Source organism: Salarchaeum japonicum, assembly GCF_020614395.1.
In the GTDB taxonomy this organism is placed as follows: domain Archaea; phylum Halobacteriota; class Halobacteria; order Halobacteriales; family Halobacteriaceae; genus Salarchaeum; species Salarchaeum japonicum.
On record NZ_CP085324.1, the window covers coordinates 417,304 to 440,075 of the forward strand.

Annotated in this window: 26 protein-coding genes and 1 tRNA gene; 16 read left to right on the forward strand and 11 right to left on the reverse strand. The window is 69.8% G+C overall.

The features are described 5' to 3' along the window. Nucleotides 1–5: 5 nt before the first annotated feature. Together rnhB and LI334_RS02340 are read right to left on the reverse strand one after the other, a co-directional pair. Nucleotides 6–644, reverse strand: coding sequence for a ribonuclease HII (gene rnhB / locus LI334_RS02335; RefSeq protein ID WP_227261566.1), 639 nt, complete (start codon nt 642–644; stop codon nt 6–8). Continuing rightward, nucleotides 637–1,917, reverse strand: a complete 1,281-nt coding sequence (locus LI334_RS02340) for a tRNA pseudouridine(54/55) synthase Pus10 (protein WP_227261567.1) — start codon at nt 1,915–1,917, stop codon at nt 637–639. Before LI334_RS02340 ends, rnhB begins: the two co-directional genes overlap by 8 nt. Before the next feature lie 72 nt (nt 1,918–1,989). On the opposite strand from LI334_RS02340, the gene trmY reads away from it, so the two are divergent. The 4 genes from trmY to LI334_RS02360 all read left to right on the forward strand — a co-directional run bounded on the left by trmY (nt 1,990) and on the right by LI334_RS02360 (nt 4,234). Further along, nucleotides 1,990–2,583, forward strand: coding sequence for a tRNA (pseudouridine(54)-N(1))-methyltransferase TrmY (gene trmY, locus LI334_RS02345; protein ID WP_227261568.1), 594 nt, complete (start codon nt 1,990–1,992; stop codon nt 2,581–2,583). A gap of 47 nt (nt 2,584–2,630) precedes the next feature. Then, nucleotides 2,631–2,703 (forward strand) — tRNA-Pro (locus tag LI334_RS02350). Between the two features lie 246 nt (nt 2,704–2,949). Beyond that, complete coding sequence (locus LI334_RS02355; protein WP_227261569.1) at nt 2,950–3,651, forward strand: hypothetical protein; 702 nt, start codon at nt 2,950–2,952, stop codon at nt 3,649–3,651. Nucleotides 3,652–3,691: 40 nt separating this feature from the next. Next, nucleotides 3,692–4,234, forward strand: a complete 543-nt coding sequence (locus LI334_RS02360) for an NUDIX domain-containing protein (RefSeq protein WP_227261570.1) — start codon at nt 3,692–3,694, stop codon at nt 4,232–4,234. Here the strand turns inward: LI334_RS02360 and LI334_RS02365 are convergent. Then, nucleotides 4,219–6,168, reverse strand: coding sequence for an outer membrane protein assembly factor BamB family protein (locus LI334_RS02365; protein ID WP_227261571.1), 1,950 nt, complete (start codon nt 6,166–6,168; stop codon nt 4,219–4,221). The two genes, LI334_RS02360 and LI334_RS02365, sit on opposite strands and share 16 nt — an antisense overlap. A 79-nt stretch (nt 6,169–6,247) precedes the next feature. Between LI334_RS02365 and tgtA the strand changes: the two genes are divergently transcribed. Together tgtA and arcS are read left to right on the forward strand one after the other, a co-directional pair. After that, nucleotides 6,248–7,747: a tRNA guanosine(15) transglycosylase TgtA gene (tgtA, locus tag LI334_RS02370; protein WP_227261572.1), complete on the forward strand. Its 1,500-nt coding sequence runs from the start codon at nt 6,248–6,250 to the stop codon at nt 7,745–7,747. Beyond that, a complete protein-coding gene (arcS, locus tag LI334_RS02375) occupies nt 7,744–9,501 on the forward strand; it encodes an archaeosine synthase subunit alpha (RefSeq protein ID WP_227261573.1) in 1,758 nt (585 codons plus the stop codon). Before tgtA ends, arcS begins: the two co-directional genes overlap by 4 nt. On the opposite strand, the gene LI334_RS02380 is transcribed toward arcS, so the two are convergent. Further along, the gene (locus tag LI334_RS02380; RefSeq protein WP_227261574.1) at nt 9,502–10,272 is read right to left on the reverse strand and encodes an HpcH/HpaI aldolase family protein; all 771 of its coding nucleotides are present in this window, start codon (nt 10,270–10,272) and stop codon (nt 9,502–9,504) included. It abuts the gene before it with no gap. Between the two features lie 51 nt (nt 10,273–10,323). Then, nucleotides 10,324–12,126: a S9 family peptidase gene (locus tag LI334_RS02385; RefSeq protein ID WP_227261575.1), complete on the reverse strand. Its 1,803-nt coding sequence runs from the start codon at nt 12,124–12,126 to the stop codon at nt 10,324–10,326. Nucleotides 12,127–12,228: 102 nt separating this feature from the next. On the opposite strand from LI334_RS02385, the gene LI334_RS02390 reads away from it, so the two are divergent. Both LI334_RS02390 and LI334_RS02395 read left to right on the forward strand, forming a co-directional pair. Continuing rightward, nucleotides 12,229–12,915 carry an AzlC family ABC transporter permease gene (locus LI334_RS02390; protein ID WP_227261576.1) on the forward strand — a complete coding sequence of 229 codons (687 nt, stop codon included), beginning with the start codon at nt 12,229–12,231 and terminating at the stop codon, nt 12,913–12,915. Then, complete coding sequence (locus LI334_RS02395; RefSeq protein WP_227261577.1) at nt 12,912–13,232, forward strand: AzlD domain-containing protein; 321 nt, start codon at nt 12,912–12,914, stop codon at nt 13,230–13,232. Before LI334_RS02390 ends, LI334_RS02395 begins: the two co-directional genes overlap by 4 nt. On the opposite strand, the gene LI334_RS02400 is transcribed toward LI334_RS02395, so the two are convergent. Genes LI334_RS02400 through LI334_RS02410 form a run of 3 tightly spaced genes read right to left on the reverse strand, consistent with a single transcriptional unit; the run spans nt 13,229 to nt 14,555 of the window. After that, complete coding sequence (locus LI334_RS02400; RefSeq protein WP_227261578.1) at nt 13,229–13,597, reverse strand: DoxX family protein; 369 nt, start codon at nt 13,595–13,597, stop codon at nt 13,229–13,231. The genes LI334_RS02395 and LI334_RS02400 overlap by 4 nt on opposite strands. Before the next feature lie 42 nt (nt 13,598–13,639). Next, nucleotides 13,640–13,870 (reverse strand): Lrp/AsnC family transcriptional regulator, encoded by a 231-nt coding sequence (locus LI334_RS02405; protein ID WP_227261579.1) that lies wholly within the window; start codon nt 13,868–13,870, stop codon nt 13,640–13,642. 1 nt (nt 13,871) lies between these two features. Further along, a complete protein-coding gene (locus LI334_RS02410; protein WP_227261580.1) occupies nt 13,872–14,555 on the reverse strand; it encodes a potassium channel family protein in 684 nt (227 codons plus the stop codon). 82 nt (nt 14,556–14,637) lie between these two features. On the opposite strand from LI334_RS02410, the gene LI334_RS02415 reads away from it, so the two are divergent. Beyond that, nucleotides 14,638–14,871, forward strand: a complete 234-nt coding sequence (locus LI334_RS02415) for an Lrp/AsnC family transcriptional regulator (RefSeq protein WP_227261581.1) — start codon at nt 14,638–14,640, stop codon at nt 14,869–14,871. On the opposite strand, the gene tmk is transcribed toward LI334_RS02415, so the two are convergent. Further along, nucleotides 14,868–15,443, reverse strand: coding sequence for a dTMP kinase (gene tmk, locus LI334_RS02420; protein ID WP_227261582.1), 576 nt, complete (start codon nt 15,441–15,443; stop codon nt 14,868–14,870). The genes LI334_RS02415 and tmk overlap by 4 nt on opposite strands. Before the next feature lie 82 nt (nt 15,444–15,525). Between tmk and LI334_RS02425 the strand changes: the two genes are divergently transcribed. The 7 genes from LI334_RS02425 (at nt 15,526) to cofG (ending at nt 20,862) form a co-directional block, all read left to right on the forward strand. Further along, nucleotides 15,526–16,404, forward strand: a complete 879-nt coding sequence (locus tag LI334_RS02425; RefSeq protein WP_227261583.1) for a complex I NDUFA9 subunit family protein — start codon at nt 15,526–15,528, stop codon at nt 16,402–16,404. Then, on the forward strand, nt 16,401–16,598 hold the full coding sequence (locus LI334_RS02430) for a hypothetical protein (protein WP_227261584.1): 198 nt from the start codon (nt 16,401–16,403) through the stop codon (nt 16,596–16,598). The genes LI334_RS02425 and LI334_RS02430 overlap by 4 nt, the downstream gene beginning before the upstream one ends. 132 nt (nt 16,599–16,730) lie before the next feature. After that, entirely contained in the window at nt 16,731–17,915 is a 1,185-nt protein-coding gene (locus LI334_RS02435; protein WP_227261585.1) for a tubulin/FtsZ family protein, read from the forward strand. Beyond that, nucleotides 17,893–18,702, forward strand: coding sequence for a hypothetical protein (locus tag LI334_RS02440; protein ID WP_227261586.1), 810 nt, complete (start codon nt 17,893–17,895; stop codon nt 18,700–18,702). The genes LI334_RS02435 and LI334_RS02440 overlap by 23 nt, the downstream gene beginning before the upstream one ends. Beyond that, entirely contained in the window at nt 18,702–19,316 is a 615-nt protein-coding gene (cofC, locus tag LI334_RS02445; protein WP_227261587.1) for a 2-phospho-L-lactate guanylyltransferase, read from the forward strand. The genes LI334_RS02440 and cofC overlap by 1 nt, the downstream gene beginning before the upstream one ends. A gap of 25 nt (nt 19,317–19,341) precedes the next feature. After that, nucleotides 19,342–19,740, forward strand: a complete 399-nt coding sequence (locus tag LI334_RS02450; RefSeq protein ID WP_227261588.1) for a hypothetical protein — start codon at nt 19,342–19,344, stop codon at nt 19,738–19,740. A gap of 39 nt (nt 19,741–19,779) precedes the next feature. Next, nucleotides 19,780–20,862 (forward strand): 7,8-didemethyl-8-hydroxy-5-deazariboflavin synthase subunit CofG, encoded by a 1,083-nt coding sequence (gene cofG, locus LI334_RS02455; RefSeq protein ID WP_227261589.1) that lies wholly within the window; start codon nt 19,780–19,782, stop codon nt 20,860–20,862. Here cofG and LI334_RS02460 read toward each other — a convergent pair. Together LI334_RS02460 and cofH are read right to left on the reverse strand one after the other, a co-directional pair. Further along, the gene (locus LI334_RS02460; protein ID WP_227261590.1) at nt 20,859–21,395 is read right to left on the reverse strand and encodes a metal-dependent hydrolase; all 537 of its coding nucleotides are present in this window, start codon (nt 21,393–21,395) and stop codon (nt 20,859–20,861) included. The two genes, cofG and LI334_RS02460, sit on opposite strands and share 4 nt — an antisense overlap. A 4-nt stretch (nt 21,396–21,399) precedes the next feature. Next, nucleotides 21,400–22,734 (reverse strand): 7,8-didemethyl-8-hydroxy-5-deazariboflavin synthase subunit CofH, encoded by a 1,335-nt coding sequence (cofH, locus tag LI334_RS02465; protein ID WP_343749995.1) that lies wholly within the window; start codon nt 22,732–22,734, stop codon nt 21,400–21,402. Between the last annotated feature and the right edge of the window lie 38 nt (nt 22,735–22,772).

Here is a 22,772-nt window from a genome sequence, read left to right on the forward strand (position 1 = left end):
GACGCCTAGAACTCGGAGAGCGCCGCCTGCTCGGCCGCCGCCAGCACGTCCTCACAGGTGCTCCACGACGTCCGCGCACACGCCGGAAGCTCTCCGTGAGCGCGCACGTATTCCGCGAGAAACTCTCTGGTAGTCGGGTCGCTCGGGTAGCCGCTCCCCACGTCGCCGTACTCGTCGGCGAGCGCGTCGACGTGCGCGTCCCGCGCGACTTTCGCGACGACGCTCGCCGCTGCCACGATACTGTGGGCGTCGTCCGCGCCGTGCTCCGCCGTCACCGCGACGTCGCGCTCGGCCGCCTCCATCACTCTGGTCGCGAACCGCTCCTCGGAGGTGTCGCCGGCGTCCACGATACCCCGTCCGTCGGCGTCCGCGGCGTCGATGGCGGCCGCGTGCGCGTCCACGGTGAGCGTGTTCATGTCCGTCCCGGGGTCGTCGATGCGCTCGACGGGAACCTCCGCGACGCCGATACGGACGCCCTCCGTGTCGCGGAGCGCGGCGTCCAGTTCCTCGCGCCACGCGGGCGTGAGTTTCTTCGAGTCCCGCAGGCCCTCGGGGAGTGCGTCGCTGTCGGCGACGACGCACGCGGCGAACATCGACCCCAGCACCGGGCCCTTCCCGGCCTCGTCCACGCCGAACTTATACATCGAGGAAGAACTCGTCGCGCTCGAACGGTTCGTCCTCGCCCGTCACCGACACCACGTCGAGCGCCGTCACGACCGCGCCGGTGTCGAGCAGTCCGGCGAGGCTCGGGGTCGTCCGCCCCGCGTCGCCGCTCACGAGTTCCTTGATGTAGAGGCCGCCCTCGCCGAGCACTTCGACGGTCGCGTGCGTGTCGTCGTCGAGGTCGCCGGAGATGTCGAGCACGCGGCGCTCTCGCACCTTGTCCGCGCGGCGGTGGGAGACGCGTTCGGGCGTCCGCTGTTCGATGGTCGCGCCCTCCAGGTCGGCGAGCGCGGCCGCGAACGCCTCGGACTCGACGGGCGCGTCGAACTCGATTTCGGCGCGGTACGTCTTGTCCGCGTCGTGTTCCTTCACGCGCTCGACCATCTCGTAGGTCGCGAGCCGCAGTCCCTCGACTTCGGCCTTCCCGCCCGCGAACGCGTTGATTTCGTCTTCGAGGTCGTCGGCGTCGAGCAGGCGCTTCCGGGGGTTCTTCACCTCGACGACGAACGGCCGCCCCGTCCCCAGCATCAGCGCGTCGATGTCCTCCCGTCCCGCGCCGTGGAACTTCGACTCCGTGCCGTCCATCGCGTCCTCGACGACGGGCGCGGTCAACTGCTCGACGCTCAACGGGTACTGGTAGCCCGTTCCCTTGCAGGTCGGACACACCTCGTCGCCGCGCAACCCGCCGCCCCCGCAGTCGCCGCACGGCCACTCCGTCTGCGGGATGCCGCGCGCGAGCTTCCGATACCGGCCGTAGACGAACGCGGGATTCACCTGCACGTCCACTTCGTCGTCCGCGAGGTCGACGACCGCGAGCACGTCCGGCCGGTCGAAGTCCACGTCAGCGCCCGTCTTCCGTCCGACGCGCTTGCCGACCTCGCGGTTGAACTCGGACTTGAACGCCTCGCCCGCATCGGCGTCGAGGCCCGCGGACTCCCGGAGGAGGCGTTCGTTCTCCTCCACGAGCGGCGGCGTCTTCGTCCCGACCTGGTAGGACGCGAACTCCGTCCCCGCGAGTTCGTCCGTGATGCGTTCCGCCCACGCGTCGAACTCCCGCGACAACCCCTCGCAGACCCAGCAGTCGTCCGCGGGTTCGTGCGGGTCGTCGTCGTCGATGGCGACCGCCGTCCGCAACGCCCGGCCGCGTTCGCGGTTCGTCAACCCGAAACTCCTGTCCGCGAAACACCGCCCCAGACACGGGTCGCAGACCGGGCCCTCGGCCACGACCGCACGCGCGTCCTCGATAACACTCATACCTCCGTTTTCGGCCGGACGCACACGTAGCCCTTTCGACGCACCTTTCCAGTCCCGAGCGAACCCACGGGTATGCGCGAGTTCATCGTCCTCGGCCACGACGCCCCGACGGACGCCGACTTCTCCCTCGATTCGCTCCCGAACGCCGGCCGCCTCGACCTCCTCTGCCGCTGCGTCGGCTCCAGCCTCTTCCTCAGTCACGACATCCGCGACGCCGTTCAGGTGCACCTCGTCCTCCGGGACGAACTCACCGTGCGCTTCGACTCCCGAACCCTCCGGAACGCCCGGCCCGACGAGCGCAACCTCGCCGGCCTCGTCCGGAACGCCCTCGACCACAAGAACGAGGCCATCGGCCACCGCGAAGCCGAACCCAGTCCCGGCGTCCACATCTCGAAACGCGGCCTCGAACCCACGCTCGACCGAATCAGCGACCGCGCCACCGTCGTCCAACTCCACGAGGCCGGCCGGCCGCTCGCCGACGCCGAACCCCCCGAACACCCCGCGTTCGTCCTCTCCGACCACAACGACTTCACCCCCGACGAAACCGACCGCATCCAACAGCATGCCGACCAGCGCGTCCGCGTCGGCCCGCACGCCATCCACGCCGACCACACCATCGCCGTCGCGAACAACTACCTCGACACCGACGCCTACACCACCTACTAGGCCGCTTCGGAAGGGTTAAAGGCCGACCAGCCCCTACAAACAAGTGCGGGCCGGTGGGGTAGCTTGGTATCCTTCGGCCTTCGGGTGGCCGTAACCACGATTCAAATTCGTGCCGGCCCATTTTCACCCCACTTCGCAACGACGAGCGACAGCGAGGAGTCCGTAGTTGGTGTGAGAAATCACCAAGCGAATTTGAATCAGCGAACAGCTCCGCTGTGAGTGAGATTCACCATTCGTGCCGGCCCACTTCTCCCGCACTCTACGCCTCCGAGCGATGCGTCGGTTCGTTCGTGCGTACTTCGCACTTCGTCTACTGTGTGTTTCGTGAGCGGTCTGTTTATCCGGGGTGGCGGCGGAGGATGGGGTATGGATTCGGATTTGTTGAGTGCGGACGCCGCGGTGGAGCGGCGGGACGAGGTTGTGGCGGCGGTGCGGGAGCACGCGGGGGAGTTGGCGCGGTCGCTCGCGCGGCTGGACGCCGGGGAGTACGGGCGGCGGTCGTTCCGGGTGGGGGAGGGGGAGTGGACGGTGAAGTACGAGGACGGCGGCCTCGACTTCTTGCGGTTCGAGGGGAAGGCGGGGTTGGACGTGTACGTCGTGTCCACGAAGCGCGACCCGGAGCCGGAGCCGTTGGCGCGGGCGATGGAGCACTACGGCGGTCTCGTGGCGTCGTTCAACGAGTACGTCGAGTCGATGCGGGGGACGCTGGACGCGGTGTCGACGGCGTTCCCGGAGCCGGCGTCTACGAGCGACATCGTCGGGGAGCGCGACCGCATCGTCTCCGAGATTCGGGACGTGGCCGACCGGATGGCGGGAGAGCTCCACCGGTACGACGGCGGCGATTACGGGTCGTTCGCGAGCCGGGTGGCGGGGACGCGCTGGGAGCTCAAGTATGCGGAGGGTCGTGCGTCCTACCTGCGGGCGGGCGACGTGTACCTCGTCGGGCAGTACGGGCCGCCGTCCGCGCCGGACGTGCGTCAGCACGCACCGGACGTGCCGCTGTTCGTGGAGGCGTACAACGACCACGTGCGGGAGTTGAGCGAGTCGCTCGCCACCGTCGAGTTCTGACACCACAATCACTTTCTCCCGCGTCCGGCTTCACCCGGGTATGACCGAGGAGTTGGCGTGGGAGACGCGTTCGCGGGAGGTGGCGTACTCGTGTCCGGGGTTCGACGTGGTGCGCGAGGACGTGTCGCTCCCGGACGGCACGGAGACCGATTTCGATTACTTGAGCGAGCCGCCGGCGGTCGTGGTGTTGCCGTTCACCGAGGACGGCGAGGTCGTGGTCGTGGAGGAGTGGCGGCAGGCGGTCGGGCGCGTGAACCGCGGGCTTCCCGCGGGCGGCACGGAGCCCGAGGACGCCGACGACCTGGCGGCGGCGGCGCGCCGCGAACTCCGCGAGGAGACCGGCTACGAGGCGGACTCTCTCGAACCGCTCACGACCGTCGAACCGGCGAACGGGTACGCGGACTCCGTCCACCACCACTTCGTCGCGCGCGGCTGCACGCCCACCGGGGAGCAAGACCTCGACCACGACGAGACCATCCGCGTCGATACTGCGGCGTTCGACGACCTCGTCGCGGCCGCGGCCGCCGGTGACGTGCGGGACGCGCGCACGGTCGTCGGCGTCCTCACCTACCACGTCTCCTGAGCGAACGCCGCCCACGCGAGGTACTCGCCGAACCGCCGCGGCGTCCCGTACCGGTCGTCGGGGTCGGCCGCGAGCGCCGTCTCCACGACCTCCCGGAGGTCGTCCGAGACCGGACGGTCGAGCGCGCCGTCCGCGAACCCGTGGTTCTCGGGCGGGCGGCCGGTGAGCGCGTGGTGGGTGAGCGCGCCGAGCCGGTACACGTCGCCCGCCGGCGTCGGTTCGGTTTCGGGCGGCGCGTACGCGTCGTCCTGGTTCGGCCACGCGTCCGCCGCGAGCGCGCCGAACCCCACGTCCCGCACGCGCGCCGTTTCGCTGTCGCCGTCGTCGAGGACGACCGATGCGGGCCGGATGAATCCGTGCGGGCGGTCGAGGCGCGAGAGCGCGTCCGCCGCGCTCGACACCGCGCGGAGTCCGCGCTCGCGTTCGCACAGGTCGGCGAGCGTCGCCGCGTAGGCGGAGGTCTCCACCCACGGCCGCGGCTCCACCCCCCACTCGCGGAGCGCGAGCACGCCCGCGGTGTCGCTCGCGTCCCGCCACGCCTCGCACGCCGCCCGGAACCCCGACTCGTCCAGGTTCCAGTATTCGGTGCGGACGCGCCCGCTCTCGACGCGCGCGGTCGTCCAGTCGTCGGTTCGCTCGATTGTTTCGACGTGGCCCTCGACGCGCCGCCGGTCGCGCCACCACCGAACGCCCGCGACCGCCGCGCCGACCGCGCCGAGGCCGCCGAGCGCCCCGAGCACGCCCAGATTCCGGTCGCCCCAGCGCGCCGCCGCCGCGAGGCCGCCCCACGGCGGCCGCACCGCGTGCAGTTCGAACGATTCGCCGTCCTCGGCCTCCGCGCCGACGTACGCGCGGCCGCCGCGCTCGACGGCGTACACGCCCCGGCCCGGCGTCTCGTACCGCCAGCGAACCAGGCCGTCGCGGAGCGCCCGCGCCTCCACGCCGTCCGCGGTCGGCAGGCGGAGCTCCCCGCGGGAGGTGGTGGCGAGGCCGAACGCGTACTCGAACTCGTCCTGCCAGCGCGCGCGGCCGTCCGCGACGACCGTCACCGTCCGCGACTCCCCGCTTCCGTCCGTGAACACGAGCAGGGCGTCGCTGGTGGCGCTCACGCCCGCGTTGTCCGGGACGCCGTACCGCCACGCGACGCTCCCGTCCGGACTAACGGCGACGATTTCCGTCTCTCCGCGGGCGTTCGCCGCCCGGAGGAGCATGCGGTCATCGACGGCTCCGACGGGCGACCCGGTGCCGCGCCACCACGCGACCGCGCCCGTGTCCACGTCCCACGCCACGAGACGGCCCATCCGTCGCGCAACCACGCGTCCCAGTGAGTCGTGCGCGGTCGTCCACGCGACGTTCTCGTGCCGCCAGCGCTCCGCGCCGTCCGTCACTCGGACGCCGACGAGGCCGCCGTCGGTTTCGAGAGCGGCGGTCTCCGCGGTTCCCGCGGCGTACCCGGTCGCGTCCGCGACCCGCCATCGTTCGTCGCCCGACGCGATATCGACCGCGACCACGCCCGCGTCGGTGACCGCGTACGCGGTTCCCGCGTCGGGGTGGACGGCGGTCTCCCGCACCACGGTCTCCCCCTGGTCACCGAACGTCGTCGTCCACGCGACCGCGCCGCTCGCCGGGTTGACGCCGGTGAGCGCGTCCCGCTCGGGGGTCCGAACGACGACGTGGTCGCCCACCCCGCCCGTCTGCCAGCCGACCGCCCCCGGATGCGTCCACCGCTCGCCGCCGCGTCCGGGGTCGAGGCCGACGGCGCGCTCGCTGTCCGCGCCCCACACGGCCGTCACGAGCGTGTTCTCGGTGACTCGCGGCGGGTAGATGGTGCCGGGCGCGCGGTACGTCCAGTCGTGATGGAGGGCGGTTCCCGGGAGCGACCACGCGGGGAGGGAGGCGGCCGCGCCGAGGAACGCGCGTCGAGTCGCGGGCACACCCGTCACGTTCGCGCGCACCGACAAGAACGTTCGGCGATACACAACCCTCAATGCGCGCGCCCCCGGAAACCGGGTAATGAGAGACCACTTCGAAGTGCGCGCCCAGGACGCCGGGGGGCGCATCGGCGACCTCACCGTCCCCCGCGCGGGCGTGACGGTGGAGACGCCGACGTTGATGCCGGTGGTGAACCCGAACATCATCACCGTCGACCCCGCCCGCTTCCGCGAGTTCGGCGCGGAAATCCTCATCACGAACTCCTACATCATCAAGAACGACGCCGACCTCCGCGAGCGCGCGCTCGACGAGGGCCTCCACGGGATGCTGGACTTCGACGGCGCGATCATGACCGACTCCGGGAGCTTCCAGCTCGCCGAGTACGGCGAAATCGACACCGACACCGAGGAGATTCTGGAGTTCCAGCACGCCATCGGGAGTGACATCGGGACGCCCGTGGACATCCCGACGCCGCCCGACGTGCCGCGCGAGCGCGCCGAGGAAGAACTCGAAGAAACCCAGCGCCGCCTCGAACTCGCGGAGACGGTGGAGACGGGCGAGATGCTCGTGAACGCGCCCGTCCAGGGCTCCACGTACCCCGACCTCCGCGAGGCGGCGGGCCGGCACGCCGAACACACTAGTCTCGACGTGTTCCCCGTCGGTGCCGTCGTCCCGCTGATGAACGACTACCGGTACGGCGAGATGGCGGACGTGGTCGCCGCCGCGAAACGCGGCCTCGGCCGGGACGCGCCCGTCCACCTGTTCGGCGCGGGCCACCCGATGATGTTCGCGCTGGCCGCCGCGCTCGGCTGCGACCTCTTCGACTCCGCCGCGTACGCGCTCTACGCCCGCGACGGCCGCTACCTCACCGTCCACGGCACCGAACACCTCGACTCCCTCCAGTACTTCCCCTGCGGCTGTCCCGTCTGCACCGACCACACGCCCGACGACGTCCAGCGGATGCCCGACGCCGCCCAGGAGGAACTGCTCGCCGAGCACAACCTCCACGTCTCCTTCACCGAGTTGCGGCGAGTGAAGCAGGCGATTCGGCAGGGGAGCCTGCTCGAACTCGTCGAAGCCCGCGCGCACGCCCACCCTCGCGTGCTCGACGGCTACCGCGCGTTCCTCGACCACGCCGGCCAGTACGAACAGTCAGACCCCGTGAGCAAGGACACGTTCTACTACACGTCCCCGGAGTCCGCGCGCCGGCCCGAGGTCGTCCGGCACCGCGAACGCCTCGACCGATTCTCGCTCCCCGAGACGGTTCTCCTCGCGGAGTCCGGGACGGACGACGACTTCGACGAGACGTGGCGCGTCCGCCCGCCGCTCGGCCCGTACCCGCGCGAACTCGCCACCAGCTATCCCTTCACCGCCGAAGTCCCGGAGCGCATGGACGACGCCGGCTACGAGGCCGCCGCGAAGGGCGTCTCTCGGCTCGTCGCGCTCAACCCCGACACCGAGTTCACGCTCGCGCACCGCGACTGGCCGGCGCGCGCGCTCGACTACGTCCCGCCCCGGGTCGAACTGGTGAACCTCGAAACGGGACACACTACTGCCTCCGGCGCGGAGGACGACGCATGACCGACTACTTCGAGGTTCACGAGCGGGACGCGGCCGCTCGCCTCGGCGAACTCCGACTCGCGGAGTCCGTCACCACGCCCGCGCTCGTCGACGACGTGCTGGAGGACGCGGGCAGCGAGTGGTTCCAGAGCCAGGACTTCCCGACGGGTGACGACTCCCAGTTGACCGTTCTCCCCTACCGCGGGTTCCCGTCCGGGACGCGCGAGGAAGTCCAGGAGTCCTTTGCGCCCGACTACCCGGACGTGGAGTATCCGAGCGCGGCCGTCGTCACGCCCCGCACCGCCCGGGACTACGGCGCGGACGCCTACGTGCTGTCGAACGCGCCCGGGTTCGTCGGACACGCGAGCGCGTTCGCGAACGCCGTCGTCGAAGCGAAAGAACGCCTCCCCGCGGACAGCGCGCTCTACCTCTCCGGCGTCGCCACGCCCGCGAACGCCGCCGTCCTCGCGTACGCCGGCGTCGACCTCCTCGACGGCCACCGCGCCGCCGTCTACGGCACCCAGGGAAAATACTTGACCACCGACGGCGAGCACGAACTCGCCGACCTGGACGACCTCCCCTGCGCGTGCCCGGCCTGCCAGCGACCCCGCGAGGAGTTCGGCCGCGAGGACTGCAAGGAACACAACCGCAACGCGCTGCGCGCCGAACTCGCCCGGGTTCGCACCCGCATCCGGCAGGGCCGCCTCCGCGACTACGTCGAGGGGCAGGCGCGTCACGAAGCCTGGCTCACCGCCGCGTTCCGCGAACTCGACCAGGAGTGGGGCTACCTCGAAGAACGAACCCCGGTTCAGCGCGACAACCTCCTGCTCGCCGCGTCCGAGGACACGCTCCGGCGCGTGGAGATTCAGCGGTTCGCCGACCGCGTCACGAGCCGGTACGTGAACCGGTACGGCGACGACCGCCCGCTCCTCCTCGTGCCGTGTAGCGCGCGCAAGCCCTACAGCGACAGTCAGAGCCACCGCCAGTTCCAGGACGCCGCGAAGTACCGCGCGCACGTCGTCTCCATGACCTCTCCCATCGGCGTCGTCCCCCAGGACCTCGAACTCACGTATCCCGCCCAGCACTACGACTCCGTCGTCACCGGCCGCTGGAGCGAGGACGAAAAGGAGTTCGTCGCGCGCGTCCTCCGGCGCTACCTCGAAAACACCGACTATCCGCGAATCATCGCGCACGTCCCGCCCGAGGGCTACCGGGACATCGTGGAGCGCGTCGAGGACGACATCGACGCGCCGGTCGAGTACACGGTCGAAGACCACCCGACCACCGGCGAGAGCCTCGCGAACCTCCGGGACGCGCTCTCCGGCGAAGACCAGATCTGGGTGTCGGAGCGCGAGGAACGCACGCTCCGCGCCGTCGCGGACTACCAGTTCGGCCGCGGCGCGGGCGACGACCTCCTCGGCGACATCACCGTCCAGGGCCGCTACCCCAAGCTCCAGGCGCTCGACGCCGAGGGCGACCAGCTCGCCGCGCTCGTCCCCCAGTACGGCCTGCTCTCGCTCACCCTCCACGGCGCGCGCCGCTGGGTGGACTCCGACGTGGAGACGAAAACCGTCGAAATCGACGACTTCGTGCCCCGGGGCTCCGTGCTCGCGCCCGGCATCGTGAACGCGGACCACGACATCCGCGTCGGCGACGAAGTCGTCGTCCAGGGACCGAGCGCGTTCGCCGTCGGGAAAGCCGAGATGAGTGGTCGAGAGATGGCGGAGAGCACGCGCGGCATCGCGGTGGACGTGCGGCACTCCGCGGAACGGTAGTCAGGCGTCGTAGGCGTCGAGCCAGCCCTCCACCGCACCCTTGAGCGCGCCGGTGGTGCTGCCGAGATTGAGAATCTGGTAGCCGGCGTCGACTTTCTCGTTCACGTCGTCCATCCCGAAGCCGAGACCGCCGACGGGGACGTTCGCGTCGATGGCGGCGGAACGCACGGTCTCCAGGGCGTCCCGTACCTCGGGGTGGTCGAGTTCGCCGGGGTGGCCGTAGGCGACGGAGAGGTCGAGCGGCCCGAGGAAGACGAACCCGAGTTCGGGCACGGAGAGGATGTCGTCGATGTTCTCCACGGCCTCCCTGGTCTCGATGGTCGTCCCCACCACCGTCTCCGCGTCCTCGCGCTCGACGTAGTTCTCCGTCGCTCCCCAGCGCCGCGCGCGCGGCGACCCGAGGCCGCGCTTCCCGGGACGGCCGTCGTACGTGAACCGCGCGGACCGCACCGCCGCCTCCACCTCGTCCGCGGTCTCGACCCGCGGCAGGAAGACGTTCCGCACGCCCAGGTCGAGCGCCTTCCGCACCAGCGTCGGGTCGGTGTCCGGCAGTCGAACCAGGAGTTCGATGCCCGTGCGTTCGGCCGCCCGCAACAAGTCCTCGACCTCCCGCGCGTCCCACGGGTCGGGGCCGCCGTGCTCGAAGTCGAGCCACACGAACTCCAGTCCGAGTTCGCCGTAGAACTCCACCAGCGTCGGACTGTACGCGTTATCCAATACGCCCAGCGCCACGCCACCGGAATCGAGCGTCTCCCGCAACTCGTTCACCATACCCACAGAGTCGTACGCCGACGGAAAACCTCTACCGGCCCCGCGACCGCCTCAGAGCCGGCGGTCGAGGAAGTCGTCCACGAGCGTGAACTGCCGAATCTTCTGGTCGATGTCCGTGGAGCCGTGGCCTTCCGCGCCGAGTTCCTCGTACTCGAAGTCGCCGTCCTCGCCCTCAGTCCAGCCCATGTCGAGGAGGGCGTCGCGGAAGACGCGCGCCTGGTCGATGGGACACCGGGGGTCGTTGACGCCGTGAACGATGAGAATCGGATTCTGGATGTTCTCGACGTGCGTGAGCGGGGAGCGCTCGCGCCAGAACTCCTCGTTCTCCTCGGGGTCGCCGAGTTGCTGTTCGAGCATGGACTGGAAGTGCGGCATCGAGTTCTCGTACATCTGGAGGAGGTCGGTGATGCCGACCTGCGCGATACCGGTCGCCCACAGCTCGGGGTACTGCACCATCTGCCAGTACGCCGAATAGCCGCCGTACGACCCGCCCATCACGGCGACGCGCTCCGAATCGACCCAGTCGAGGTTCTGGAGCCACTCGCCGCCCGCGGCCACGTCCGCCTGCTCGCCGCCGCCCCAGTCGTTGTGGATGCGGTGCTTGAACTCGCGGCCGCGCCCCGTCGACCCCCGGTAGTTCGGCTGGAGGACGGTGTAACCCCGTGAAACGAGGAACTGCGCGTACAGGTCGAAGCGCGGCATCGAATGCGCGTGCGGGCCGCCGTGCACCATCACGACCGCGGGACTCGGACGCTCGCCCGAATCGTAGAGGAGCGCGCCGATCTCCAGGCCGTCCTCGCTCTCGTACGTGACGTACTCGGACTCGACGAACGTATCCGGGTCGATGTCGCCGTAGGCGGGCGCGATGAGCGTCTCCGTCCCGTCGCTCGCGCGGTCGTACGCGTACAGGGTCTTGCGCTCGTCCGAGGTGGTGTGCGCCAGTATCGCTCGGCCCTCGCCGTCGAAGTGTTCGTCGCCCGCGAGGCCGGCGACGCCCTCGTCGAGGTCGTACGCCGTCACGTCGCCCGATTCGAGGCCGTACTCGACGGGCATCGTCGCCGCGTTCCGCACGCGCGAGGCGACGACGGTGTCGCCGTCGGGGCCGAACGCCGCGCCGGACTCCTCGTACTCGCCACTTGAGAGCCACTCCACGTCGTCGGTGTCGAGGTCGTAGACGCCGACCCTGCCGAGGTCGGTCGTGTTGTCGGAGACGAGCAACCGGTCGCCGTCCGGATGCCAGTCGTTCGGGTAGGCCTCCGCGCCGACCTCGCCGATGTCGAGCTTCCGCTTCTCGCTGCCGTCCGCGTTCATCACGTACGCGTCCCGGTTCTCCAGCGCGTCCGTCTCGTTCGCGACGTACGCGACGCGCTCCTCGTCCGGCCCGAACTGCCCGCCGTGCACGGGCTGGTCGTACGCGGTCAGCTGTTCGGTCTCGTCCTCGCGGGTGTCGTACCGGTAGAGGTTCATCTGCTCGCCCTCGTCGCTCCCGTAGAGCACGTACCGGCCGTCGCTCGTCACGTCGTGGAACGCCGCCTGGCCGTCCACCTCGACGACGACCTCCACCTCGCCGTCCAGCGTCATCGCGTGGATGTCGTTCTGCTCGTCGCCGCCCTCGTCCTGGTGGAAGAACACGCGCTCGCCGTCCGCGTCCCACGCGATGGGCCAGCGCGCCGCCCGCGGGACGTTCCCGTCGCTCACCTGCGTGCGCTCGCCCGACGCGATGTCCTGCACGTACAGTTCGTTCCGCCCGGTCTCGTCGTAGTAGAACGCCACCCGGTCGCCGTCCGGCGACACGCGCGGGTGGTAGAACTCGGGAAGGCTCGCGAGCTCTTCGAGTTCGACAGCAGTTGTCACGGACGTGAGTCATCGCGAACGCCCAAAAGCGTTCGCGTCCCCCACACCGGTGGCCGATTCGGGAATCGACGGGTCTTACTGGCGGCCCGCGAACCACCCGGTATGAACGCTCCCGACCCGACCGAGTTCCGGCGCGGCGCGCGCGCCGTCCTCCCCCTCATCCCCGCCATCGCGGGGTTCGGGCTGGTCGTCGGGGTCGCCGCCGGCAACGCCGGCTTCTCGCTCGCGCAGGCCGTCGGCCTGTCGGTGTTCGTGTTCGCGGGCGCGAGCCAGCTCGCGACCATCGAACTCGTGGACGCGGGCGCGCCGCTCGCCGTCGTCGTGCTCACCGCGGTCGTCATCAACCTCCGGATGATGATGTACTCCGCGTCCATCGCCGGCTACTTCGACGACATCGCGGAGCGCTGGCGCGCCGGCATGGCGTACCTCCTCACCGACCAGGCGTACGCGCTCTCCATCAGCCACTACGGCGACGACCCGCCGAGCGACCCCCGCGGCTACTACCTCGGCGTCGCCCTCCCGCTCTGGATAGTCTGGCAGATAACCACCGTCGTCGGCCTGCTCGCGGGCGCGAGCATCCCCGAGAAGTGGGGCGTCACGTTCGCCGTCCCGCTCGTCTTCCTCGCGCTCCTCGTCCCCGCGATGAAAGACCGACCCAGCACGCTCGCCGCCGGCGTCGGCGGGAGCGTCGCGGCGCTCGGCGCGGGCCTCCCGCTCAACCTCGGATTGCTCCTCGGGGCCGTCCTCGGCGTGACCGCCGCGCTCACCATTGGAGGTGGCGAGGCGTGAACGACCTCACGCTCTGGGGACTCGTGCTCGCCATCGGGGCGGCGACGTTCCTCATCCGCTACTCCTTCATCTACCTCGTCGGCCGCACCGGCGACCTCCCGCCCCGCATCTCTCACGCGCTCGCGTTCGTCCCCCCGGCGGTGTTCGCGGCGCTCGTCGTCCCCGAGTTCGTCAGCTACGACGGCGTCCTCCACGTCGCGCCCGACCAACTCGGTGCAGGTATCGCCGCGGCGCTCGTCGCCTGGTACACGGAGAACATGTTCGCCACCATCGCCGCCGGGATGCTCGCGCTCTGGACGCTCCGCTTTCTCGTCTAGTCGAACGCGCTCTTGAGCGCGAGCAGGACGCCGCCGAGCATCGCGAGGTTCCCGAAGAACGCGAGGCGCTCGCCGCTCGCGTCTCCCTCCTCGTTCCAGAAGTCGTGCATCGTCGCCGTCACCGTCACGAGGAAGCCCGCCGCCGCCGTCGTCGCCAACCGGGGGAGTCGCCAGAGCGCGATACCGACACCGGCGGCTAGCATCGCCGCGGACGCGAGCGGCGCGAGCACCGACGGCACTGGGACGCCCGCAGACTCCGCGTACTCCACGTGGTCGTCGAGGTCGCGGAAGTCCTCGCTCGCCTGCAACGCCAGTCCGAGGCCGAGCGCGAGCCGGCCGAGCAGCCACGGTTCGTCGTCACTCATACCCGGTGGTTCCGCCGCCGACAGCAAAAACGTACTCCCCGGCTACTCCATCGAGAGGTAGGTCTCGGTGCTCTCGACGCCGCGGACGCGCTGAATGCCGTTCGCGCTCACCTCCTTCACGTCCGCGGGCGACTCCACGTCGAGCTTCGCGATGAAGTCCACGTCGCCCGCGACGATGTGCGCGTCCACGACGCCGTCCAGGTCGGCAATCTCGTCGAGGATGCGGTCGGCCTCCCCCGAGTTCGCCTTGATGAGGACGTACGCGACCACCACGTCAGTGCACCCCCGACGCCCGCGACGGCTCCTCGCCGACGAGTATCTGGCGCACGTCGTCCAGGGCGTCGAACTCCGCGAGCACGGCGATGCGGTCGCCGACCTCCAGCGTGTCGTCCGGGAGCGGGAGGCCGAGCGACTCCTCCTTCTTCCCGAACCCGAGCAGGCGGCTCCGCGAGGGAAGTTCGAGTTCCGTCACCGTGTACCCCTGCATCGGCGCGTCCGCCGTCACCGTGAACTGCACGACCTGGAGGTTCTCCGCGAGGTCCGCGATGGCGGTGACGTTCCCCCCGAGGAGGGCGTTCTTCGCGCCGATAGCCCCGAGGCGCTCGGGGTAGACGATTTCGTCCACCTCGTCCGCGTACTTCCGGTAGATGTTCTCCCGGTAGTCCTCGTCGATGCGGAGGACGGTGCGACAGCCGTGCGCATTCGCGACCATGCACGCGGCGAAGTTCACGTTCAGGTCGCCGGTGAGCGCGCCGACCGCGTCCACGTCTTCGAGGTCGGCGTCCATCAGCACGTCCTCGCTCGCGCCGTCCCCCTCGATGACCTCGAACCCCTCCGCGCGCGCTTTCTCGACCTTGTCGGGGTTGTTCTCGATGATGACGGCGTCGTGTCCCTCGTTCGCGATGACGCGCGCCGTACGGAACCCCACCCGTCCAGCACCGATGATAACGAAGCGCATACCTCGGAGTAGGCCCGCCCGACCCATATAGGTTTGTGAACATGCGGCAAGCTTTTTGCGGACTGCCGGCGAACCCGCCGGTATGGTACACGCGTTCATCATGGTGAAGACGGCCGCCGGGTCGTCCGCCGACGCCCGCGACGCCATCCTCGACCTGGAGTTCGTCGTGGACGCGCACGTCGTCGCCGGCGAGTACGACGTCATCGCGGAGGCCGACGGGGACGCCGTCGGCGACGTGCTCAACACCGCCTCCACCGAAATCCAGGGATTGGACGGCGTGGAGGACACGAAGACGTACGTCTCGATGTCCGCCTAAACGTCCGCGAGCGCGTCCTCCACGTCGTCCAGCACGTCCTCCGGCGGGCGCGTCGCGTCGATGCGCACGAACCGCTCCGGCTCCCAGTCGATGAGCGTCTCGTAGTTCTCCCGCACCCGCGAGAGGAACTCCACCTGCTCGAACTTGTTCGTCGCGCCAGCGCGCGCCGCCCCCGTCTCCGGGTCCACGTCGAAGTACAGCGTCAAGTCCGGCTCCCTGGTCCAGGGCGAGTGAATCCCCCGCAGGTACTCCATCGGCCGCGGCACGTGCCCGTCGAGCGCGACGCCCTGATACGCGTACCGGGAGTCCGAGTACCGGTCGGAGATGACGAGGTCGCCGTCGTCGAGCGCGGGCCGCACCACCCGGGAGAGGTGGGCGGCGTGGTCGGCGGTGTAGAGGAAGGCCTCCGCCACCGCGTCCGCGTCGTCGTCCTCGATGGAGCGCTGGACGGCGTCGCCGTACCAGGAGTCCGTCGGTTCGCGCGTGAACACGGCGTCCTCGCGGTCGGCGCGGAGGGCCTCCCAGACCGTCGTCTTCCCGCTGCCGTCGATTCCCTCCAGCGTGATGAGCATTCACCGCTACTGCGTGGGGGAGGCCTAAACGGCTTCCGGGACGGGCGCACCATTTAGGGTACCGGCCCGCGTCAGTCCTCGTATGCACGTACTCGTCACGGGCGGAACGGGCTTCATCGGGACGCGACTCTGCGCCGAACTCGCGGAACGCGGCCACGACGTGACCGCGCTCTCGCGCTCCCCCGAGGGCGAGGTACCGGCGGGCGTCGAGACGTACGTCGGGGACGTGACGGCGCTCGACTCCATCCGCGGCGCGTTCGAGGATGTCGATGCGGTCGTGAACCTCGTCGCACTCAGCCCGCTGTTCAAGCCGTCGGGCGGCGACGAACGCCACCTCGAAGTCCACTACGGCGGCACGCAGAACGTCGTCGAGGCCGCCGAGGAACACGGCGTGGACAAACTCGTGCAGATGAGCGCGCTCGGCGCTGACCCGACCGGCCCGACCGCGTACATCCGCGCGAAGGGACTCGCCGAGGACGCCGTCCGGGACGCCGCCCTCGACGCCACCATCATCCGGCCGTCGGTGGTGTTCGGCGAGGGCGGGGAGTTCGTCTCCTTCACGAAACTCCTCACGACGCCGTACGTCACGGGCCTCCCGGGCGGCGGGAAGACGCGCTTCCAGCCCATCTGGGTGGACGACCTCGTGCCGATGCTCGCCGACTCCCTCGACGGCGAGCACGACGGCGAGACGTACGAACTCGGCGGCCCAGAGAAACTCACGCTCGCCGAGGTCACGAAACTCGTCTACCGCGCCGAGGGCAAGTCCACGAGCGTCCTCCCGATTCCGATGGCGCTCGCGAAAATCGGTCTCTCCGTCGCGGACGTGGTGCCGGGCGCGCCGATGGGGTCCGACCAGTACCGCTCGCTCCGGTTCGACAACACCGTCTCCGAGAACGACGTGGACGCGTTCGGCGTCTCCCCGGACGACCTCCGGACGTTCGCGGACTACCTCGGGGTGTGAGACCGCACGAACGCCGCGGCGTCGCGTTCGGCGCGAGTACGGTCGTCCTCTACGCGCTCCTCGTCGCCGCGCCCGCCCTCGGATTCGCCCTCCCGCTCGGGTTCTCCATCACCGTGGGGTTGTTCGCCACGGCGTGCGGTCTCTGTAGCGCGTACTTCCTCGCGCGCGCCCTCGGCGAACGCCTCGCGGCCTGAACACCCACCCGTAAACGACACGTTTAGACCCGTTCAGGACGCTGTATTCGGGCGTTTCAGCGCGTAATCCTCGTTGACCCCATCAAAAGGCTTATCTCCGCCTTTGCTCTCTTATTGGCAAAGGTAGCCACCATGAAACTCGCAATGATCGGGTTCGGCCAAGCCGGTGGGAAAGTACTCGATAAGTTCCTCGAGTACGACGAGAAACACGGCTCCAACATCGTTCGGGCCGCTGTTGCCGTCAACACCGCGAAGGCCGACCTGATGGGGCTCGACCACGTTCCGGAAGAGAATCGCGTCCTCATCGGGCAGTCCCGCGTGAAGGGTCACGGCGTCGGCGCGGACAACGAACTCGGCGCGGAAATCGCGGAGGAGGACATCGACGAAGTCCAGGGAGCCATCGACAGCATCCCCGTCCACGAAGTGGACGCCTTCCTCGTCATCGCCGGTCTCGGCGGCGGCACGGGGAGCGGCGGTGCGCCCGTGCTCGCGAAGCACATCAAGCGCATCTACACCGAACCCGTCTACGGCCTCGGCATCCTGCCGGGCGGCGACGAGGGAGGGATTTACACGCTCAACGCCGCACGGAGCTTCCAGACGTTCGTGCGCGAGGTGGACAACCTCCTCGTGTTCGACAACGACGCCTGGCGGAAGACCGGCGAGTCCGTGCAGGGCGGCTACGACGAGATTAACGACGAAATCGTCAAGCGATTCGGCGTCCTGTTCGGCGCGGGCGAAGTCGAGCAGGGCGGCGAGGTCGCGGAGTCCGTCGTGGACTCCTCGGAGATCATCAACACGCTCGCGGGCGGCGGCGTCTCCACCGTCGGATACGCCTCCGAGACCGTGGAGAACTCGGGAGGGTCGGGCGGCGGCCTGCTCTCCAAGTTCACGGGCGGGTCGAAGAGCCAGCCGGAGGACTCCGCGAACACCACGAACCGCATCACGAGTCTGGTTCGGAAGGCGGCGCTCGGCCGTCTCACGCTCCCCTGCGAGATCGACGGCGCGGAGCGCGCGCTCCTCGTCACCGCCGGCCCGCCCGCCTTCCTCAACCGGAAAGGCATCGAGCGCGGGAGGAAGTGGCTGGAGGAGCAGACCGGGTCGATGGAGGTTCGCGGCGGCGACTACCCCGTGCCGAACTCGGGGAACGTCGCCGCGGTCGTCCTGCTCGCGGGCGTGACGAACGTCCCCCGCATCAAGGAGCTCCAGCAGGTCGCCATCGAGGCCCAGGAGAACATCGACGAGATCCGGGACGAGAGCGAAGAAAACTTGCAGAACCTCGTCGAAGACGACGACGATGAACTCGAATCGCTCTTCTAGAGCGTTCGTCGCCGTCCTCGGTCTCGTGCTTCTCGTCGCGGCAGTCGCGCCCGCGGCGGCCGCAGTCCCGTCTATCGACGGGAGCGCGCCCGACACCGCGGAGGTCGGGACGACCGTCGACCAGACGTACGAACTCACCGACCTGTTCACGGAGTACAACGAGTGGACGCTCGCCGGGGAGACCGACCTCTCCGAGGTGACGTGGACGGTGACGACGTACGACAACACGGGTCAACAGATAGCCCAGGAGACGTACACGGGCCAGGCGTTCGAGCACGCGCTCGTCGCGAGTGATGGCGCGGTGCGCGCGACCGTTCGCCTGCAGGCGACCGTGACCGAGGTGTCGGACTCCCTCTGGAGTTACGACCCGCCCCAGCAGTACACGGTCGCTGAGTTCGCACAGACCCAGCAGGGCGGTTCCAGCACGACCATCAGCGAGTACCTGACGCGGCCGTACACGCAGGAGTCGAACGAGGCGCGTTCGGCTATCAACGACGCGCAGGCCGCGATTCAGGACGCCGAGTCGGAGGGCGTCGATGTCTCTGACGCGCAGTCGACGCTCGACAACGCGGTCTCGGCGTACGACAACGCGAACTTCCCGAACGCGCTCGACCTCGCCGAGCAGGCCGAGGAGAACGCCGAGTCCAGCCTGGAAGCGGCCGAGTCCTCGGAGCAGACGACCCAGTACCTGATGTACGGCGTCGCGGCGCTCGTGGTCGTCCTGCTCGCCGCGGGTGGCTACCTCCTCTACCGGCGGAACCAGGGCTCGCAGGACAAACTCGCGTAGTGCGCGTCCTCGTTCCGTTCGACGGCCGAACCCCTTGTTCTCGCCTCGCGCCGGTGCTCGATAGCGACGAGCGCCGCGTCCTCGCCGCACGCCTCCGCGACGACGTGCTGGACGCGGTGCGGCGGGCGGGCGGTCGTCCCGAACTCCTCGCCACCGCGCCCGTCGAGGCGGACGTTCCCGTGACGGTGGACGACCGCTCGCTCTCCACGGCCGTGAACGCCGCCCTCGACGACCACGGGGAGCCGACGGCGGTGGTGATGGCCGACCTCGGGTTGGCGACGCCGCGCGCGCTCTCCCGGCTGTTCGACGCGTCCGGCGATGTCGTCCTCGCGCCCGGTCGGGGCGGCGGGACGAACGCGCTCGTCGTCCGCCACCCCGCGTTCCGCGTGGACTACCACGGCGCGTCCTGCCGCGACCACCGCCGGCAGGCCCACGAGATAGGCGCGACCCTCCGCGAACTCGACTCCCACCGGCTCGCCACCGACATCGACGAACCCGGCGACCTCGCGGAACTCCTCCTGCACGGCGACGGTCGCGCCGCCCGCTGGCTCCGCGACGCCGGCTTCCGGCTCGCGACCGGCGACGGCCGGGTCGCCGTCGAGCGACACCCATAAGCCCGCGCCGCCGCGACTCTCGGGTATGTCGTCGTTCCTCTCGCGGTTCGCGCGCGCCGCCGCGGCGCTCGCGGGGGCCGTCGCGCTCGCGGTCGTCGTCTGGTTCGCCCTCCAGTCCGTGCTCGTGTTCGCCGTCGAGGGCGCGGTCGCGGCGACCGCCGCCTCCGCGGCCGCGGCCGCGCTCGTGCTCGTCATCTCCGACGTGTACCTCCCCATCGGCGGCGGCCCGCGAACCGACGTGTTGCGGAACCGGCCGCCCGTCGAGAACGCCGTGGACGCCGCGCTCGCCGGCGGGGTCGCGCTCGCCGCGGCGCTCGCGCTCGGCGTCGCCGGGTACACCGACTGGCTCGGCATCGGCGGCGGTCTCGCCGTCGGCTACCTCTCCTTCGTGATTCGACACCGCGAGGAGTACGCCGCCCGGTAGCGCAAGCGCTTTCCCCGCGTACCCGCAACCCCTTCTCGAATGATTCCGGGCGCTGACGAGTACGACGTCTCGCTCTCCATCCCCGACAGCGACATCGCGGACGCGCTCGCCGTCACGCCCGACGACGTCGAACCCGCGAGCGAGCTCACGTTCGCCCGGAACGTCTTTCTCCCGCTCACGACCGCCTGCCGGTACACCTGCACGTACTGCACGTTCTACGACCCGCCGGGGCAGGCCGACCTGATGAGTCCCGACGACGTCCGGGAGGCCGTGCGGCGCGGCGCGGACGCGGGCTGCACGGAGGCCCTGTTCACGTTCGGGGACGACCCCGACGACCGCTACACCGCGGTGCACGACCAGCTCGACGAGTGGGGGTTCGACTCCATCCACGACTACCTCCGGCGCGCCTGCGAAATCGCGCTGGACGAGGGTCTCCTCCCGCACGCGAACCCGGGCGACCAGACGCGCGAGCAGATGGAACTCGTCGCGGACGTGAACGCCTCGATGGGCGTGATGCTCGAAACCACCGCGGACGTGCAGGCCCACGGCGGCCCGCGCGCGAAAGCCCCGGGCCAGCGATTGAACACGCTCCGGAACGCGGGCGAACTCGGCATCCCGTTCACGACGGGCATCCTCGTCGGCATCGGCGAGGAGTGGCGCGACCGCGCGGAGTCCCTGCTCGCCATCCGCGAACTCCACGAGCGATACGGCCACATCCAGGAGGTCATCGTCCAGCCGGTGTCGAACAACGAGCGCTGGCGGGGCGGGTCGCCGGGCGTCGAGGCGCTGCGGCGCGCGGTGGCGATGGCGCGCGCGGTGCTCCCGGAGTCGGTGAGCGTGCAGGTGCCGCCGAACCTCGCGCCCGTCCGCGACGTGCTCGACTGCGGTATCGACGATTTGGGGGGCGTGTCGCCGGTGACGGACGACTACATCAATCCCGACTACGAGTGGCCGGCGGTCAGGGAACTCCAGTCCATCGCGGACGAGGCGGGCGTCCCGCTCCGCGAACGCCTCCCCGTCTACGAGCGCTACCTCGACGACGACTGGGTGTCCGACCGCGTCCGGGCGGCCATCCGAGCCGAGGACGCGGCGGGCGAGCGATACCGCGCGGTGCTCGACTAAACCCAGTCCGCGAGCCGTTTCCTGAAGACCGTGTAGAGCACGGAGATGCCGAGTCCGCCGAGCAACAGCCACCGGACGCGCACGTCGAAGACGAACAGGAGCGGGACGGTGACGATGACGCAGAGCGCGAGGTCGCGCGGGCTTCCGTCGTAGGGGATGACGCGGCGCGGCGGGAGCCAGCGCTGGCCGAGGTGGGAGTAGACGCCGCGGTGGTCGTCGGAAATCCAGGGTTTCCGGCCGAGTCCGCCGCCGAGAACTTCGGTGAGGCAGTGGAGCGCGGCCGAGACGAGGAAGCACGCAACGGCGACGCTCACGGGAGTCGGGTACGCGAGCGCAACGAGGGCGGCGAGGGTGGCGAGCGCGGGGTAGAGTTCGGGATGGTGGAGGGTCTTTCTGTGCTCCAGGTAGAGGTCGAGGTCGGGGAACACGCCGCCCGCGTAGCCCGCGTACGCGCTGGTGACGGCGAGCGCGGGGTCGAACGGCAGGACGACGAGCGCGGGGAGCACGCCGAGGGCGGCGTGCGTGGTCGCCATCACGCTAGAGGAGCGGCGTGCCGTCCGCCTCCGGCCCCAGTGTCGGGCCGTGCGGGCCGTCGCCCGTGACGCGGCGGCGTTCGGTGTAGTCGGTTGAGCGCTCGACGGGCACGCGGCCGATGGCCTCTATCATCTCGACGTAGTCGTCGAAACTCCGGAACTCGCCGTACTCGCCGCCCGCGCGCTTCGTGATCTCCTCGGAGAGGATGGTGCCCATGAAGTCGTCCGCGCCGCAGTTCAGGAGCTTCATCCCGTGCTCGTCGCCGTACTTCACCCACGACGACTGCACGTGCTCGACGTTGTCGAGGAAGAGCCGCGAAACCGCTATCATCAGTTCGTCTTCCTCCCTGCTCGCGCCGGTCTCGACGACGCCGTGCTCGTGCAGGGGCGTGTTCTGATGGACGAACGACAGGGGGACGAACTCCGTGATGTTCCCCGTCCGGTCCTGGAGGTCGCGCACGACCTGGAGGTGTTTCACGCGGTGCATCGCGTTCTCGACGTGGCCGTACATGATGGTCGCGGTCATCGGCAACCCAACGCTGGCGGCGGCCTCCATCGACTCGACCCACTCGCCCGTGTCGATTTTCCCGGGACAGATGACGTCTCGCACTTCGTCCACGAGTATTTCGGCGGCGGTTCCGGGGACGGTGTCCAGTCCGGCGTCGTGGAGTTCGCGATAGACGTGTTCGTAGTCCCAGTCCGCGCCGCGCTGGGCGTGCTCGACCTCCTCGGGCGTCATCGAGTGGACGTGCGCGCCCGTCTCCGCCATCCCCCGGATGTACTCCTCGTAGGTCGCGGGCGGCGTGTCGTACACTCCGGGCGGCTTGTAGTTGAGTTCGGGATTCTCCGGGTCGAGGAGTTCGTGGTGTTCCTCGTTCAGCGCGAGTCCCGGGTGGAGGCCGGAGACGGAGGTCACCTCGTACACGCCGCGCTCGACGGCGTCAGCGACGATTTCGCGTGACTCTTCGAGGGTCTTGGTGAACCCCGCGTGGTCGGCGTCGTGTTCGGTTTCGAACTGGTGGGCGGTGTCCTTGAAGTTGCAGAACAGACAGCCGGTGTTGCAGGCGGTGGTGACGTTGTTGTTCACGTTCGCGACGAACGTCACCTCCTCGCCGACGACCTCGGCGCGCCGGCGGTCTGCGGCCTCAAGCACGAGCTCCTTGCGCTCGGGGTCGATGCCGGGCGTGTCGGTGCCCGTGGTGATGAGTTCGACGCCGTCCGCGACCGAGAGGCGGCGGCCGTCGCGGGCGTTCGCGAGGGCGTTCTCGAAGGACTGGTCGGTCTCGGGGACGAACTCGTAGTCGAACTCGTCCGCCGAGAGTGAGGCGGCGCGCGACATACCCATAGATGTCGGTAGGACGTGAAAAACAGGCCGGT